The sequence below is a fragment of the Pseudomonas sp. CC6-YY-74 genome (assembly GCF_002025205.1).
Lineage (GTDB): Bacteria > Pseudomonadota > Gammaproteobacteria > Pseudomonadales > Pseudomonadaceae > Aquipseudomonas > Aquipseudomonas paeninsulae.
The window spans coordinates 914,340-930,151 of sequence record NZ_CP019947.1 but is presented as its reverse complement, the minus strand read 5'-3'; the positions used below and the strand labels follow the sequence as shown (position 1 = coordinate 930,151).

Sequence of the window (15,812 nt, the reverse complement as noted above, 5' to 3'; positions counted from 1 at the left end):
TGGAGCGAGCGACGGCGAGGGCCGTACCCGTTCCCGACGGGTAACGGCATTCCCCACATCCCTGTGGTTCACCAGGCGCAACGACCAACGGGAGTAACAGCCGAAGGCTGGCCCGCAGGGCGAACGAAGCGAGTAAAGCGGTTGCAACGCTGCATAGCCTCGCGCAGTAGTTTTTCAGCGGCCGGCTAATGCTCGGTGAGATGCGCCTTCAACAGGTCGCGAAAGGTCTGCAGCAAGGGATCGCGTACCCGGCTGCGGCGCAGGATCAGTGAGAATGGCGCCTGGTAACCGAAAGTCGCCGGCAGCAATACGCGCAACTGCCCCTGATCGACCCAATGCTGAGCGTAGTGTTCCGGCAGGTAGCCGATATAGGCGCCGGACAACACCAGAATCAGCTGCGCCTCCATCGACTCGACGGTCGCCGCGCTGTGTTTGAAACCGTGCCGCGCCAGTTCGGCCTGGCTCCAGTAGCCACGGCCGACCATGCGTTGCTGGGCGATCAGCTCCTCGGGGATGCGCCGCTCGCCGAACAGTGAATGGCGCTCGCTGCAGTACAACCAGTGTTGTTCGCGGTACAGCGGCTGATAGACCAGCCCGTTCATCCGCGTGGAGAAGGCGCCGATGGCCAGGTCCAGGCGGTTGCCCAGCACCGCCAGTTGCAGTTCATAGGGGCTCAACACCGACAGGTGCAGGTGCACGGCCGGATGTTCCTCGCTGTAGGCGCCAATCACCTCAGCCAGGGGTAACGCCGAATCGCTGACGGTGGAATCCAACACGCCAAGGTTGAGGGTGCCGCGCAGCTCACCCTTGAGCGCGGCGGAGTAGCGCTCGAAGCCCTCCAGCTCGCCCAGCAGACGCAGGGTTTCCTGGTAGAACAGTTCGCCCTTGCTGGTCAGGCTGAAGCCGCCACGACCGCGATGGCACAGGCTCAGGCCGAGCTGGCCCTCCAGCTGGCTCATGTAGGTGCTGATCGCCGAAGTCGACAGATTCAGCTCCTGCTGCGCCGCGGCGAAACCCTGCTGGCGCACCACGCTGACGAAAATGCGCAGCAGCTTCAGATCGGGCAAGGCGTGGTTCATGGTTTCTCATCCGGTGTTGCAGAGATCAATGCTGCGCACGGCGCACCTTACCGCCGGGCTCGGGCGCTCGGACAGCAACGCGTAGGGTGCGCCGCGCACCACAAGGGTCGCCCAGTGTAGGCCCGGCCCCATTAGTTTAGAAATATCTGAACTAAGTTTTTGCCCCCAGCGATTTTTCCCCAGCCCATCCTGTCCAACAATCCGACCCAACGACTATTACAACCACAACAACCGTGAGGCCAACCCGTGGACAAGATTCTGCACCAGCCCCTGGGCGGCAATGAGATGCCCCGTTTCGGCGGCATAGCCACCATGATGCGCCTGCCGCATATCCAGACAGTGGAAGAACAGCGCCAACTCGACGCCGCATTCGTTGGCGTGCCGCTCGACATCGGCACCTCGCTGCGCCCTGGCACCCGCTTCGGCCCGCGCGAGATTCGCGCCCAGTCGGTGATGATCCGCCCTTACAACATGGCCACCGGCGCCGCGCCGTTCGACTCGCTGAACATCGCCGACATCGGCGACGTGGCGATCAACACCTTCAACCTGCTCGACGCGGTACGCATCATCGAGGAGTCCTACGACAAGATTGTCGAACTCGGTATCATTCCGCTGACCCTCGGCGGCGACCACACCATCACCCTGCCGATCCTCCGTGCCCTGAAGAAGAAGCACGGCAAGATCGGCCTGGTGCATATCGACGCCCACGCCGACGTCAACGACCACATGTTCGGCGAGAAAATCGCCCACGGCACGACCTTCCGCCGCGCCGTGGAGGAAGGCCTGCTCGATTGCGACCGCGTGGTGCAGATCGGCCTGCGCGCCCAGGGCTATACCGCCGAAGACTTCAACTGGAGCCGCAAGCAGGGCTTCCGCGTGGTCCAGGCCGAGGAGTGCTGGCACAAATCGCTGGCCCCGCTGATGGAAGAAGTGCGCGCCAAGGTCGACGGTGGCCCGGTCTATTTGAGTTTCGATATCGATGGTATCGACCCGGCGTGGGCACCGGGTACCGGCACCCCGGAGATCGGTGGCCTGACCACCATCCAGGCGATTGAAATCATTCGCGGCTGCCAGGACCTGCAGCTGATCGGTTGCGATGTAGTGGAAGTGTCCCCGCCCTACGACACCACCGGCAACACCTCGCTGCTTGGCGCCAACCTGCTCTACGAAATGCTCTGCGTGTTGCCCGGCGTCCAGCGTCGCTGATCTACGGGCCGTTTACTCAACACTGGGCGCCGAACGGCGTCCAGGCACTGCATAAAAACAATTAAGGTGCTGCAATGAATCACGACGAAACCATGCCACTGCTGGACGACCAACCGCCAGCGTACCGCTCCTACAGCCTGCGCCAGCTGCTGGTCTTTCTGATCCCCTCGCTGCTCGGCGTACTGCTGTTTCTCACCCCCATCGTCTACGACGGCAAGGTCACCATCGGTCTCGGCGTCATGGCCGACGCCCTGAAAACCTCGCTGAGCGCTTGGCTGCCGGCTATCGCCACCGGGCTGCTGCTGTTCTCCGCTGCCCTCGGCCTGCTCGGCTCGGCCCTCAAGCCGCGCTGGCTCACCCAACGCCACGCGCTCAACGAACTGTTCAACCTGCACCCGCTGTGGCTTGCCCTGCGCGTGCTCGGTGCAATTTTCGCAGCCATGACCCTCTGGCAGTTCGGTCCAGAGTGGATCTGGAATGCCAATACCGGCGGCGTGGTGCTGAAAGACCTGGCTCCGGTGCTGATCACCTTCTTCCTGGTCGCCGGCCTGATCCTGCCGCTGCTCACCGATTACGGCCTAATGGAGTTCTGCGGCACCCTGGTGCGCAACGTATTCCGCAAGGTCTTCGGCTTGCCAGGCCGTTCGGCCATCGACGCCATCGCCTCCTGGCTGGGTTCCGGCACCGTGGGCGTGCTGATCACCGCCCAGCAGTACCACAAGGGTTTCTACAGCGCCCGCGAGGCGGCGGTAATTGCCACCAACTTCTCCGTCGCCTCGATCGCTTTCAGCCTGCTGATTACCAACTTCATGAAGCTCGATCACCTGTTCGTGCCCTTCTACCTGACGGTGGTGGTCGCAGGCCTGGCCGCGGCGATTATCACCCCGCGCATACCGCCGCTGTCATGGAAGAAGGACGAGTACGTCGCCGGAGTTGGCAAGCAGATCAATGAAGACGTCCCCGCCGGCACCTCGCTGCTGCGCTGGGGCGTCACCCAGGCAGTCAAGCGTGCTAACGCCAACCCCTCGCCGACGCAGATGGTCAAGGTCGGCGTAAACAACGTGGTGGACATCTGGTTGGGTCTGCTGCCACTGGTCATGGCCATCGGCACCGTATCGCTGGCAATTGCCGAATACACCCCGATCTTCAACTGGTTGTCCTACCCCCTGGTACCGCTGCTCGAACTGCTGCAATTGCCGGAAGCGGCCAAGGCGGCGCCAGCCATGCTGGTGGGCTTTGCCGATATGTTCCTGCCAGCGGTACTGGGCAAGGGCATCGAGAGCGAACTGACCCGCTTCGTGGTGGCCTGCGTGTCGCTGACCCAACTGATCTATATGTCGGAAGTGGGCGTGTTGATCATCAAGGCCAAGCTGCCGCTGAACCTCCTCGAACTGTTCGTGATCTTCATCATCCGCACCCTGATCACCCTGCCGATCATCGCGTTGATGGCGCACTGGATCGTCGGCTGACCGCCCCGCCCCCTCTCCGGACTGGAGAGGGGGCGCTGTTTTCCAGGCCTATTTTCTGCGTCAGGTATTCGCCGGGATGCTTTGCCGCTTTGCCGCGCCAGCCCCCTAACCCGCCTCGCAGTTACGCGGGGGGCATCCTGCCAGACCACAAGATCAACAATAACGCGGGAGAAATGACCGGCTCCCTCCTGGGTCACGACAGCCTGAGTAGTTCGCAGGCGAAGAGCATGAAGTTCTTCGCCACCTTCGCCACCTTCGCCCTCTGACTCGGCGCCAACATGGTGCTCACCACCATTCTGACCGGCATGCTGCTGGCTCCGGACCTGGATTTTCGTGACTCACCGCGCACGGCCGTCTGCGCCACCTGCCTGGGCTACGTCGCCGCCGCCCTGCTGGCAATGAACCTGGCCGCCGAAATGAAATTCTGGAAGCCAGCCCTGACGATCGGCCTGGTCGGTGTCTTCGGCGCCCTGATCCCAGGCATCCTCGACCAGTTCCAGAACGTCCTGATCATTATCGGCGGCCTGTTCATTCCGGCCTTCGCCGTGATGATCTGCGACTATTATTTGATTGATGCCAGCAGCTACAACGCGGACCTGCTCAGTCAGAAGCAACAGACGGGCCTAGCGACGGCCAAGTTTGCCTTCGCCGCCTACCTGATCGGTGCCGGGCTTTCTACTTACTGGAGCCTGCTCTCGCCGCTGTCCTTCGGCTCGTCGCTGCCAGTGTTCATCATCACCGGCCTGCTCTACTGGGCCAGCGTCAAGCTCCTGGTGCTACCCGGCACGCAGCAGAGCGCCCAGCAAACCTCGAAAGGCTGATACCCATGCGTTTGATGATTGCCCAGACCGCGCCACAAAGAGCGCAGATCCCGCACAACCTCGACGAGCTGGAGGCGCTGTGCCTCCAGGCCAAGGAAGCCCAAGTCGATCTGTTGGCGCTGCCGGAACTCGCCCTCACCGGCTACTTGATCTTCGATCGCCTCGATGCGCTGGCCGAGTCGCTCGATGGTCCGCTGCTCACCGAGGCGGCCCGCTTGGCGCGCCGCTATGGCCTGCACCTAGTCCTCGGGGTTGCCGAAAAGGCCGCGGACGGCATCTACAACAGCGCCGTGCTGCTGGACGACCAAGGCACACTGCTGGGCTGCTACCGAAAGATGCAGTTATGGGCCGATGAACACGGCGTGTTCACCCCCGGCGAGACACCGTTGGTAGTGGACACGCGTCTCGGCCGCATCGGCCTGATGATCTGCTACGACAACGAGTTCCCCGAAGTCAGCCGGGCATTGGCCCAGCAAGGCGCCGAGCTGATTATCAGCCCCACGGCCAACATGGAACCGAACGCCAAGCGGCAACAACTGCAGATCACCTGCCGCGCCCTGGACAACCAGGTCTTCGTCGCCTGCATCAACCGCAGCGGCCAGGAAGACCACTTGCAGTTCTGCGGCCATAGCCTGGTCGCCGACCCGGACGGCGAAGTTCTGGTGCAACTAGTGGACCAGCCCGACAGCGCCATCCTTGACCTCGACCTCAGTCGTTGCCAGGAGAGCCGCAAAGCCCAGGACTACCTGCGCGACCTTCATCCTCGATTCAAGCTGGGCCGATCACCCATTGATCAAGCAGAGACCTAATCGCACTTTATGAGCCGAGCGCAGCCATGAAAATCGTCAGCCGTGACCAATGGTTCGAAGTGCAACACCGCCACGACGGCATCTGCCTGATCCACGAGCCCTATGTGCGGCCGTTCTACCGCTGCAACCTGTGGCATGTGCAAGGCCGCGACCGCGATGTGCTGATCGACTCCGGTTCCGGCCTGGTCAGCCTGCGCGAGCAATTACCCTGGCTGACCGAGCGGCCGTTGCTGGCGGTGGCCAGCCACACGCACTTCGACCATATCGCCGGGCACCACGAATTCCCCGAGCGCCTGGTGCATCCCGCCGAAGCGGACATACTCGCGGCGCCGACCGGGGCCAACACCCTGGCCACGGACTTCGTCGGCGATGAGATGTTCGAGGCGCACCCCGATTGCCCGCTGTGCTACGCCGAGTACCGGGTCAAGGCCGCGCCCGCAACTCGATTGATCGAGGAAGGTGATGTGCTGGATTTGGGCGATCGGGTACTGCAGGTGCTGCATACCCCAGGTCATTCACCAGGCGGTATCAGCTTGTGGGAGGCGACGACGCAGACGTTGTTTTCCGGCGATATTCTCTACGACGGCCCGTTGATCGAAGATGCTTATCACTCGAACCTGCAGGATTACGCGCGAAGCCTCGCCCGGCTGCGCCAACTACCGGTACGCAACGTATATGGCGGGCACTTCCCGAGCTTTTCCGGGGAGCGCATGCGCGAACTGATCGAGCAATGGTTCAACGATCACCCGCAACTGGCCTAGCTTGGCTATGGCCAACCTTAAAGTGCGGTTGCCGCTGAACGACCTTGGTGGGCAAATGCCCACCCTACCTGAACTATTTAACGGCGTCGGCGCGGCGCTTGCGGGCGGCGCTGATCGTCGTCGCGAACAGGCACTGGCTGCAGTTTCGGCCGATCAAGCAAGCCCAAGGCAACCAACAGGTCGTGTAAGGCGTTATGCAACTTGGCGATCATGGAATTCCCTCCTGCCAAGGACGTCGACAAGGCACCCGAATGCGCCTTATCTCAGAGTAGATTAACCCTAACGCAAATGCCGAGGCTTGATGCTAATCAAATCGTCCTGAACCATACCGGCTGTCGGGCTGGGCAATAGCCAGTGGCAGAGACCCCGACTATTGCCAGCCCTCTATTCGATCTGCTCGGTTTTGCGTCGGTAGGGAAACACGTCGATTACCTTGCCCGCGCGAATCGCATCCTGCAGGCTTTTCCAGTAATCGGCGTCATACAGCTCGCCGTGCAGCTGGTTAAACAAGCGGCGCAGCTTGATATCGGCGAACAGGAACGGCGGGAACTCCTCGGGAAACACGTCCAGCGGCGCCACCGAATACCAGGGTTCGGAGGCCATCTCATCCTCCGGGTAACGCGGCGGCGGGATATGCCGGAAGTTGGCTTCGGTGAGAAAGCAGATTTCGTCGTAGTCGTAGAAAACCACTCGGCCATGGCGGGTCACGCCAAAGTTCTTCAGCAGCATATCGCCGGGAAAGATATTGGCAGCAGCCAACTGCTTGATCGCCAGGCCATAATCATCGAGCGCTTCGCGCACCTGGGCTTCGCTGGCATTTTCGACATACATGTTCAGCGGCGTCATGCGCCGCTCGGTCCAGCAATGGCGGATCAGCACGGTATCGCCGTCGACCACGACAGTCGACGGCGCCACCTCCAGCAGTTCAGCCAGACAATCCGCCTCGAACTTGGCCCTGGGGAAGCGAAAATCGGCGAATTCCTGGGTATCGGCCATCCTGCCGACCCGGTCGACGCGCTTCACCAGGCGGTACTTCTCGATCACCGTATTGCGGTCGACGTTCTTCGACGGCGCGAAACGATCCTTGATGATCTTGAACACGGTATTGAAGCCGGTCAGGGTGAACACGCTCATGACCATGCCGCGCACGCCGGGGGCCATGATGAACTTGTCGTCGGTGCTCGCCAGGTGATTGATCAACGCGCGATAGAACTCCGACTTGCCGTGCTTGTAGAAGCCGATCGAGGTGTACAACTCGGCTATATGCTTGCCCGGCAGGATGCGCCTGAGGAAGCCGACGAACTCAGCCGGATAGCCGACCCGCACCATGAAATAGGACCGGGTGAAGGAGAAGATGATCGACACCTCGGCCTCATCGGTGATCAGCGTGTCGATCTGGATACCCCGGCCCTCGCGGTGCAACAGCGGGATCACCAGCGGCCATTGTTCATCACGGGTATTGATGCGCCCGACCAGATAAGCGCCCTTGTTGCGATACAGGCGCGAGGAGAACAGCTCGATACGCAGCTGCGGATCCTTGCACACCCAGTCTGGCAAGTTCTCTTGCATCTGCTTGATCAGCCGCGCCAGGTCCCGCTCGACGTTTTCGTAAGCCACTTCGAAACGGTAATCCTCGAAGATCTGCCGCAGCGCCTGCTCGAGATTGCCCTGGGGTCGATAAATCCGGGTCAGCGGCGCCGGAGCATTGGCGCGTAGCGCCGGGCGCGTGGTGTGAATGAACATACAGCCATCGTTGATCTGGTCATGGCTGAACAGCCCGCAGAAGATCGAGTTGTACCAGGTTTCCGCCAGTTCATCGTCGCAACGCACGTCGATCAGGCTAATGCAGGCCGACTTGACCAGCGGCCACTGCGCCACATCCAGCAGCACCTCAGCTGGATAGGACTTGCGCAGGCGCTTACTGACTTCGCTGACGAATGCTTCGTAAAGGGCGATACGAGCGGCCGCAGCTTGTTGGATTTCCTGCCACTGCGCCTGCTCGAAACGCTCCCGGGCCCCATTGGTGATCTGACGGAACTGCTCTCGATAGTCGTCAAAACCGTCGAGGATGAGCGTGGCGATAGCGCTGGCGGGCCATTGCTGCGGCATGGACAGACCTCAAAGTAAAAAATGCACCGACGGGATGAACTGCCGAGCTTAGCCAGTGACTGTCCCGAGGAACAGCCGGAAAAACGCCTAACTGGGTTTATCGCGGCGAAATAGTGTTGGCTGGCGAATTTAAAAGCCACTTCCGCATTGCCTTGCCCAGCATGCCCGGCAACACTGCTCACCCCTACCCGACTTGGAGTTCGTCGTGCGCCTCGCCGACCTGCTGCGCCTGATATTGCTCGCTGCCATCTGGGGCGCCAGCTTTCTATTCATGCGGATCGTTGCCCCCGTGCTCGGCAGCATGCCGACCGCATTCTTCCGCGCCAGCCTGGGCGCCCTCGGTCTCCTGGCGATTTTGCTGATCATGCGCGTGCAGTGGGACTTTCGCGGCAAGCTCAAGCACTGCCTGGTGCTTGGGGTGATCAATGCCGGCCTGCCGTCAGCCATGTATTGCCTGGCGGCGCTGGTGCTACCGGCCGGCTACTCGGCGATTTTCAACGCCACCACGCCGATGATGGGTGTGCTGATCGGCATGCTGTTCTTCGCCGAGGCGCTGACGTTGAGCAAAGCTGCCGGAGTGGCGCTTGGTCTGTTTGGCGTCGCCGTCCTGACTCGGACCGGTCCGGTCGAGGTCGACCAGCAACTGCTGCTCGGCGCCGCAGCCTGCCTGATCGCCACTACCTGTTACGGTTTTGCCGGCTTTCTGACCCGGCGCTGGATCGGCCAACAGGGCGGCCTGGACAATCGCCTCACCGCGTTCAGCAGCCTCTGCGGTGCCAGTCTGTTCCTCCTGCCCCTGTTCGCTGGCAGTTTGATCGTACAACCGCCGGCGAGCTGGGGCGGCCTCCAGGAGTGGCTATCCCTGGCCGGGCTTGGCCTTATCTGCACGGCCTTCGCTTACGTGCTGTATTTCCGCCTGCTGGCTGATATCGGCCCGATCAAGGCGTCAACCACCACCTTCCTGATCCCGCCGTTCGGCGTGTTGTGGGGCGCCCTGCTCCTCGACGAACCACTGTCGTGGGCCTACCTGTATGGCGGCGTATTGATCGCCATTGCCCTGTGGCTGGTGGTACGACCGAGCACTGCCGTGAAAACCACCGGCAATCCAATCCAGCAGCCCGCCAGGCTTGAGCCTCGCCCATAAGAGACTCCGCGATCAACTGCCAGATCGACTCGTCTCGCTCGCCCTGTCGGGCGCCCTTAGCGCGATAGAAAGCCTGCCACGCTATCTGCCGCAGCCTGCATATGCTGTTCATGGCTGAAGCCTGAGCGCTTAAGCGGCTTGAGGTCGTGATCGCCGCTCGCCAGCCAGTGCAACGTTATCGCCTTGGATAATCGGTAACCGGCCACCGTCTGCCGGTCGCCGAGCGCATCGCGTTCGCCCTGGACGATCAGGGTCGGCGTGTGCAGGTCGGCCAGGTGCGCAACCCGGGGTTTGTCCGGCTTGCCAGCGGCATAGAACGGATAACCCAGGCAGACCAGCGCGTCGGCGCCCAGTTCGTCGGCGAGCAAGCTGGCCATGCGTCCGCCCATGGACTTGCCGCCAATGGCCAGCGGTCCTGCGACTTGTTGGCGCACCTGGGTATACACCCCACGCCACTTTTCCAGCAATTTTACCTGCGGGTTGGGTGGGCGTTTCTTGCCGTCCAGGCGGCGTGCGGCCATGTAGTCGAACTCGAAGCGCAACACCGCAACCCCGCGCACGGCCAGCAGTTGCGCCATCTGCGTCATGAATTCGCTGTCCATTGGCGCGCCGGCGCCGTGGGCGAGGATCAGGGTCGCTTGCGCCGCCGCGGCAGGCCGATTCCACAGCCACTCATCCTGTCCCGCAGGCTGCGCGCATTGATCCCTGTCAATACCGGCACTTTGCCCTTTGCTCATGCTTGCCTCGCTTTAGAAGTCCCTCGGCCCGCGTCACAACTCACTGCTCGTGCGAGGCCAAGTGTTTTGAATGATCTACCCATAACCGTGGATGGAAGCCCAGACATGAACACTACAATCAGTTCCGCCTACAACTACAAGGTGGTTCGCCAGTTCGCCATCATGACGGTGGTGTGGGGCATAGTCGGGATGGCGGTCGGCGTGCTGATCGCCTCGCAACTAGCCTGGCCCGCGCTCAACTTCGACCTGCCGTGGACCAGCTTCGGTCGCCTGCGGCCGCTGCACACCAACGCGGTAATCTTCGCCTTCGGCGGTTGCGCGCTGTTTGCCACCAGCTACTACGCGGTGCAACGCACCTCCCAGGCTACCCTGTTCGCGCCCAAGCTGGCGGCCTTCACCTTCTGGGGTTGGCAGGCAGTGATTCTGTTGGCGGCCATCAGCCTGCCCATGGGCTGGACCAGCTCCAAGGAATACGCGGAACTGGAATGGCCGATCGACATTCTCATCACCGTGGTCTGGGTCAGCTATGCCATCGTGTTTTTCGGCACGATCATGAAGCGCAAGGTCAGCCACATTTATGTGGGCAACTGGTTCTTCGGCGGTTTCATCCTCACCGTGGCGATTCTCCACGTGGTCAACAATATCGCGATTCCGGTCAGCCTGACCAAGTCCTACTCGGCCTATGCCGGGGCGACCGACGCGATGATCCAGTGGTGGTACGGGCATAACGCGGTGGGCTTTTTCCTGACTGCCGGTTTCCTCGGCATGATGTATTACTTCGTGCCCAAGCAGGCCGAACGTCCGGTGTACTCCTATCGCCTGTCGATCGTGCACTTCTGGGCGCTGATTGCCGTGTACATCTGGGCTGGCCCGCACCACCTGCACTACACCGCACTGCCAGACTGGGCCCAGAGCCTGGGTATGGTGATGTCGCTGATCCTGCTGGCACCAAGCTGGGGCGGCATGATCAACGGCATGATGACCCTGTCGGGCGCCTGGCATAAGTTGCGCACCGATCCGATCCTGCGCTTTCTGGTGGTGTCGCTGGCCTTCTACGGCATGTCGACCTTCGAAGGCCCGATGATGGCGATCAAGACCGTCAACGCGCTCTCGCACTACACCGACTGGACCATCGGCCACGTTCACGCCGGCGCTCTCGGCTGGGTGGCTATGGTCTCGATCGGTTCGCTCTATCACCTGATCCCCAAGGTCTTCGGTCGCGATGAGATGCACAGCATCGGCCTGATCAATGTGCATTTCTGGCTAGCCACCATCGGCACCGTGCTCTATATCGCCTCGATGTGGGTCAACGGCATCGCCCAGGGCCTGATGTGGCGTGCAGTCAACGAAGACGGCACCCTCACCTACTCCTTCGTCGAAGCGCTGGAAGCCAGTCACCCTGGCTTTGTCGTGCGCCTGATCGGCGGGGCGATCTTCTTCAGCGGCATGCTGGTGATGGCCTGGAACGTCTGGCAAACCGTGCGCCATACCCAGGCCGCCGAGTTGCATGCCGCCGCGCAGTTTTCGGTTGAAGGAGCCCACTGATGAGACACGAAATACTCGAGAAGAATATCGGCCTGATGGCGCTGATGATGGTACTGGCCGTGAGCATCGGTGGCCTGACCCAGATCGTCCCGCTGTTTTTCCAGGATGTCACCAATGAGCCGGTGGCAGGCCTCAAGCCTTATACCGCGCTGCAACTGGAAGGCCGCGATATCTACATCCGCGAAGGCTGCGTCGGCTGCCACTCACAGATGATCCGGCCGTTCCGCGCCGAAACCGAGCGCTACGGCCATTACTCGGTCGCCGGCGAAAGCGTCTACGACCACCCGTTCCTCTGGGGTTCCAAGCGCACCGGCCCGGATCTGGCCCGGGTCGGCGGCCGCTACTCGGACGAGTGGCACCGCGCCCACCTGTACAACCCGCGCAACGTGGTACCGGAATCGAAGATGCCGTCCTACCCGTGGCTGGTGGAAAGCATCCTGGACGGCCAGGACACCGCTGCCAAGTTCAAGGCGCTGCGCACGGTCGGCGTGCCTTACAGCGAGGAGGACATCGCCGGCGCCGCGCAGGCGGTCAAGGGCAAAAGCGAGATGGATGCCCTGGTCGCCTACCTGCAAGTACTCGGCACTGCCGTCAAGAACAAGAGGTAGGCCATGTCATTCGCAACCATTGATATCGGCACCCTGCGCGGCATAGGTACGGCACTGGTACTGCTGTCCTTCGTCTGCGTGACGCTCTGGGCTTACAGCAGTAAGCGTCGCGCCGCATTCAACGAGGCGGCGCTGCTGCCTTTTGCCGATGAACCCACGTCTGCTGCATCTAGGAGCAACACCCCATGAGCACCTTCTGGAGCTGGTATGTAACCCTGCTGACCGTTGGCACCCTGCTCGCCCTGTTCTGGCTGGTTTTCGCGACCCGCAAGGGCGAGGCGCACAAGAACGAAACCGAGCAGACTATGGGTCACTCCTTCGACGGTATCGAGGAGTACGACAATCCACTGCCCAAGTGGTGGTTCATGTTGTTCATCGGCACGCTGATTTTTGCCGTCGGCTACCTGGTGCTCTACCCCGGCCTGGGAAACTGGAAAGGTCTGCTGCCAGGCTACGAAGGTGGCTGGACCCAGGTTGCCCAGTGGCAGCGCGAAGTGGATCAGGCCGATGCACTTTACGGACCGATCTTCGCCAAATATGCGGCTATGCCCGTGGAAGAAGTGGCTAAAGATGAGAAGGCGCTGAAAATGGGCGGCCGTATGTTTGCCACCTACTGTTCGGTTTGCCATGGCTCCGACGCCAAGGGCTCGGCGGGCTTCCCCAACCTGGCCGACAACCATTGGCGCTGGGGCGGCGAGTCGGCCGCGATCAAGACCAGCATCCTCAATGGCCGCATGGCCATGATGCCGGCGTGGGACCAGGTGATCGGCGAGGAAGGCGTGCAACAGGTTGCGGCTTACGTGCGCCATGACCTGGCCGGCTTGTCATTGCCTGCCGACAAGTCCTTCGACCTGCAGCAGGGCGCGCAGCTATTCGCCAGCAACTGCCAGGCCTGCCACGGCGCAGAAGGCCAAGGCATGGCCATGCTCGGCGCGCCCGACCTGACCAAGTCCGCCGGCTGGATCTACGGCAGCAGCTTGGTGCAATTGCAGCAGACCATTCGCCACGGCCGTAACGGTCAGATGCCGGCCCAAGAGCAATACCTGGGTAACGATAAGGTGCACCTGCTGGCTGCCTATGTACTGAGCCTGAGTCAGGGCCAACAGCGGTCCGAGTAAGCCTTCCCCGCAGGGTTGGCGACAGCGTGCTGTCGCCAACCCCTCCACTACCCTTCTTCTGCCAGCCGCAGCAGGTGCGACGCAACGTCGCATCAACTAGCTACGGCTTGGTCATTTCTTGATTTGAGTTAAGCTTGCCGCCAGTCGCCAGCCGCCATAACTCGGGGCAAGACCATCTTCGCGCTGCTTTGCCAGTTGTCGATAAGGCGCTGCAGAGCACTAGCGAAACCCTTGCCGAAAGCCCTTGAAAGCACGATCCGCTGGGTCTGTAGCGTTGCAATGGCTACCTGCCTTCTCCATACTTGCCGCCGATTTTTACCCTCTATAAAAATCCATTAACCGTGGAACCCAGCATGAGCACAGCAATCAGTCAGACTGCTTATAACTACAAGGTGGTTCGCCAATTCGCCGTGATGACGGTGATTTGGGGAGTCATTGGCATGCTTCTAGGCGTGTTCATCGCCGCACAACTCGTGTGGCCGGAACTCAACCTGGGCCTGGAATGGACGAGCTTCGGCCGTCTGCGTCCGCTGCATACCAACGCGGTGATCTTCGCCTTCGGCGGATGCGCACTGATGGCCACGTCCTTCTATGTGGTGCAGCGCACCAGCCAGGCTCGCCTGATTTCCGACTCCTTGGCGGCTTTCGTCTTCTGGGGTTGGCAGGCAGTGATCGTGCTGGCAGTCATCACCCTGCCAATGGGTTACACCAGCACCAAGGAATACGCCGAACTGGAATGGCCGATTGATGTACTGATCACCATTGTCTGGGTCGCTTACGCGGTGGTGTTCTTCGGTACGGTGGTCAAGCGCAAGACCAAACACATTTATGTGGGCAACTGGTTCTACGGCGCGTTCATCCTGGTCACCGCGATGCTGCACATCGTCAACAGCGCCGCCATGCCGGTGAGCCTGTTCAAGTCGTACTCGATGTACTCCGGGGCGACCGATGCGATGATCCAGTGGTGGTACGGCCACAACGCCGTAGGCTTCTTCCTGACCACCGGCTTCCTGGGGATGATGTATTACTTCGTACCCAAGCAGGCCGAGCGCCCGATCTACTCGTATCGCCTGTCGATCGTGCACTTCTGGGCACTGATCACCCTGTACATCTGGGCGGGTCCGCACCACCTGCACTACACCGCGCTGCCGGACTGGGCGCAATCGCTGGGCATGGCGATGTCGATGATTCTGCTGGCGCCGAGCTGGGGCGGCATGATCAACGGCATGATGAGCCTGTCGGGCGCCTGGCATAAGCTGCGTACCGATCCGATCCTGCGCTTCCTGGTGGTATCGCTGGCGTTCTACGGCATGTCGACCTTCGAAGGCCCGATGATGGCGATCAAGACAGTCAACGCCTTGTCCCACTACACCGACTGGACCATCGGCCACGTGCATGCTGGCGCGTTGGGCTGGGTAGCGATGATCTCCATCGGTGCGCTGTATCACATGATTCCCAAGGTTTACGGTCGTGAGCAGATGCACAGCATCGCACTGATCAACCTGCACTTCTGGCTGGCCACTATCGGCACCGTGCTCTATATCTCCTCGATGTGGGTCAACGGCATCACCCAGGGCCTGATGTGGCGCGCAGTCAACGAAGACGGCACCCTCACCTACTCCTTCGTTGAAGCACTGGAAGCCAGCCATCCTGGTTTCGTCGTGCGCATGATCGGCGGCATGTTCTTCGTCACCGGCATGCTGTTGATGGCCTACAACACCTACCGCACCGTGCGTGCCGCCAAGCCGACTGAATATGAAGCGGCCGCGCAGTTCAACGCTGGGAGCGCTCACTGATGAAACACGAAATCATCGAGAAGAATATCGGTCTGATGGCGCTGCTGATGGTGCTCGCCGTCAGCATCGGTGGTCTGACCCAGATCGTCCCACTGTTCTTCCAGGACGTGACCAATGAGCCGGTGGAGGGCCTCAAGCCCTACACCGCGCTGCAACTGGAAGGCCGTGATGTCTACATCAAGAACGGCTGCGTCGGCTGCCACTCGCAGATGATCCGTCCGTTCCGCGCCGAAACCGAACGCTACGGCCACTATTCGGTCGCCGGCGAAAGCGTTTACGACCACCCGTTCCTCTGGGGCTCCAAGCGTACCGGCCCGGATCTGGCCCGGGTCGGCGGGCGCTACTCGGACGAGTGGCACCGTGCTCACCTGTACAACCCGCGCAACGTAGTGCCGGAATCGAAGATGCCGGCCTACCCCTGGCTGGTCGAGCACAAGCTCGATGGCAAGGACACCGCAAAGAAGCTTGAAGTCATGCGCGGCTTTGGCATTCCCTACACCGATGAAGACATCGCCGGGGCCAAAGACGCAGTGAAGGGCAAGACCGAAATGGACGCGCTGCTCGCGTACCTGCAGGTTCTGGGCACCTCAATCAAGAACAAACGGTAACG

The 15,812-nt window shown here is 61.4% G+C and carries 17 protein-coding genes; 13 read left to right on the top strand and 4 right to left on the bottom strand.

The features are described from left to right. Positions 1-185 precede the first annotated feature (185 nt). Entirely contained in the window at positions 186-1,079 is an 894-nt protein-coding gene (locus B2D37_RS04385; RefSeq protein ID WP_079201568.1) for a LysR family transcriptional regulator, read from the bottom strand. Between the two features lie 246 nt (positions 1,080-1,325). On the opposite strand from B2D37_RS04385, the gene speB reads away from it, so the two are divergent. From speB to B2D37_RS04360, 5 genes are all read left to right on the top strand, one after another. After that, complete coding sequence (gene speB, locus B2D37_RS04380; RefSeq protein WP_079201567.1) at positions 1,326-2,285, top strand: agmatinase; 960 nt, start codon at positions 1,326-1,328, stop codon at positions 2,283-2,285. 74 nt (positions 2,286-2,359) lie between these two features. Further along, positions 2,360-3,754 carry a YjiH family protein gene (locus tag B2D37_RS04375; protein ID WP_079201566.1) on the top strand — a complete coding sequence of 465 codons (1,395 nt, stop codon included), beginning with the start codon at positions 2,360-2,362 and terminating at the stop codon, positions 3,752-3,754. Between the two features lie 278 nt (positions 3,755-4,032). Then, complete coding sequence (locus B2D37_RS04370; protein WP_079201565.1) at positions 4,033-4,575, top strand: hypothetical protein; 543 nt, start codon at positions 4,033-4,035, stop codon at positions 4,573-4,575. A gap of 5 nt (positions 4,576-4,580) precedes the next feature. Beyond that, on the top strand, positions 4,581-5,384 hold the full coding sequence (locus B2D37_RS04365; RefSeq protein WP_079201564.1) for a carbon-nitrogen hydrolase family protein: 804 nt from the start codon (positions 4,581-4,583) through the stop codon (positions 5,382-5,384). A 26-nt stretch (positions 5,385-5,410) separates the two neighbouring features. Then, positions 5,411-6,145 (top strand): MBL fold metallo-hydrolase, encoded by a 735-nt coding sequence (locus B2D37_RS04360; protein ID WP_079201563.1) that lies wholly within the window; start codon positions 5,411-5,413, stop codon positions 6,143-6,145. A gap of 77 nt (positions 6,146-6,222) precedes the next feature. On the opposite strand, the gene B2D37_RS23545 is transcribed toward B2D37_RS04360, so the two are convergent. Both B2D37_RS23545 and aceK read right to left on the bottom strand, forming a co-directional pair. Continuing rightward, the gene (locus B2D37_RS23545) at positions 6,223-6,357 is read right to left on the bottom strand and encodes a PA1414 family protein (protein WP_256573147.1); all 135 of its coding nucleotides are present in this window, start codon (positions 6,355-6,357) and stop codon (positions 6,223-6,225) included. Positions 6,358-6,529: 172 nt separating this feature from the next. Continuing rightward, entirely contained in the window at positions 6,530-8,254 is a 1,725-nt protein-coding gene (gene aceK, locus B2D37_RS04355; RefSeq protein WP_079201562.1) for a bifunctional isocitrate dehydrogenase kinase/phosphatase, read from the bottom strand. Between the two features lie 205 nt (positions 8,255-8,459). On the opposite strand from aceK, the gene B2D37_RS04350 reads away from it, so the two are divergent. Continuing rightward, positions 8,460-9,398, top strand: a complete 939-nt coding sequence (locus B2D37_RS04350) for a DMT family transporter (protein ID WP_079201561.1) — start codon at positions 8,460-8,462, stop codon at positions 9,396-9,398. 56 nt (positions 9,399-9,454) lie between these two features. Here B2D37_RS04350 and B2D37_RS04345 read toward each other — a convergent pair whose 3' ends face one another. Then, positions 9,455-10,135 carry an alpha/beta family hydrolase gene (locus tag B2D37_RS04345; protein ID WP_079201560.1) on the bottom strand — a complete coding sequence of 227 codons (681 nt, stop codon included), beginning with the start codon at positions 10,133-10,135 and terminating at the stop codon, positions 9,455-9,457. A 105-nt stretch (positions 10,136-10,240) separates the two neighbouring features. Between B2D37_RS04345 and ccoN (B2D37_RS04340) the strand changes: the two genes are divergently transcribed. The 7 genes from ccoN (B2D37_RS04340) (at position 10,241) to ccoO (B2D37_RS04310) (ending at position 15,810) form a co-directional block, all read left to right on the top strand. Continuing rightward, on the top strand, positions 10,241-11,680 hold the full coding sequence (gene ccoN, locus B2D37_RS04340) for a cytochrome-c oxidase, cbb3-type subunit I (protein WP_079201559.1): 1,440 nt from the start codon (positions 10,241-10,243) through the stop codon (positions 11,678-11,680). Next, the gene (gene ccoO / locus B2D37_RS04335) at positions 11,680-12,288 is read left to right on the top strand and encodes a cytochrome-c oxidase, cbb3-type subunit II (protein ID WP_079201558.1); all 609 of its coding nucleotides are present in this window, start codon (positions 11,680-11,682) and stop codon (positions 12,286-12,288) included. Before ccoN (B2D37_RS04340) ends, ccoO (B2D37_RS04335) begins: the two co-directional genes overlap by 1 nt. 3 nt (positions 12,289-12,291) lie before the next feature. Then, positions 12,292-12,477, top strand: a complete 186-nt coding sequence (locus tag B2D37_RS04330) for a CcoQ/FixQ family Cbb3-type cytochrome c oxidase assembly chaperone (RefSeq protein WP_079201557.1) — start codon at positions 12,292-12,294, stop codon at positions 12,475-12,477. Beyond that, entirely contained in the window at positions 12,474-13,406 is a 933-nt protein-coding gene (gene ccoP, locus B2D37_RS04325) for a cytochrome-c oxidase, cbb3-type subunit III (RefSeq protein ID WP_079201556.1), read from the top strand. The genes B2D37_RS04330 and ccoP overlap by 4 nt, the downstream gene beginning before the upstream one ends. A gap of 15 nt (positions 13,407-13,421) precedes the next feature. Further along, on the top strand, positions 13,422-13,538 hold the full coding sequence (locus tag B2D37_RS24060) for a hypothetical protein (protein ID WP_079201555.1): 117 nt from the start codon (positions 13,422-13,424) through the stop codon (positions 13,536-13,538). A 221-nt stretch (positions 13,539-13,759) separates the two neighbouring features. Continuing rightward, positions 13,760-15,202, top strand: coding sequence for a cytochrome-c oxidase, cbb3-type subunit I (gene ccoN / locus B2D37_RS04315; protein ID WP_079201554.1), 1,443 nt, complete (start codon positions 13,760-13,762; stop codon positions 15,200-15,202). Beyond that, a complete protein-coding gene (gene ccoO / locus B2D37_RS04310) occupies positions 15,202-15,810 on the top strand; it encodes a cytochrome-c oxidase, cbb3-type subunit II (protein WP_079201553.1) in 609 nt (202 codons plus the stop codon). The genes ccoN (B2D37_RS04315) and ccoO (B2D37_RS04310) overlap by 1 nt, the downstream gene beginning before the upstream one ends. Positions 15,811-15,812: the final 2 nt, after the last annotated feature.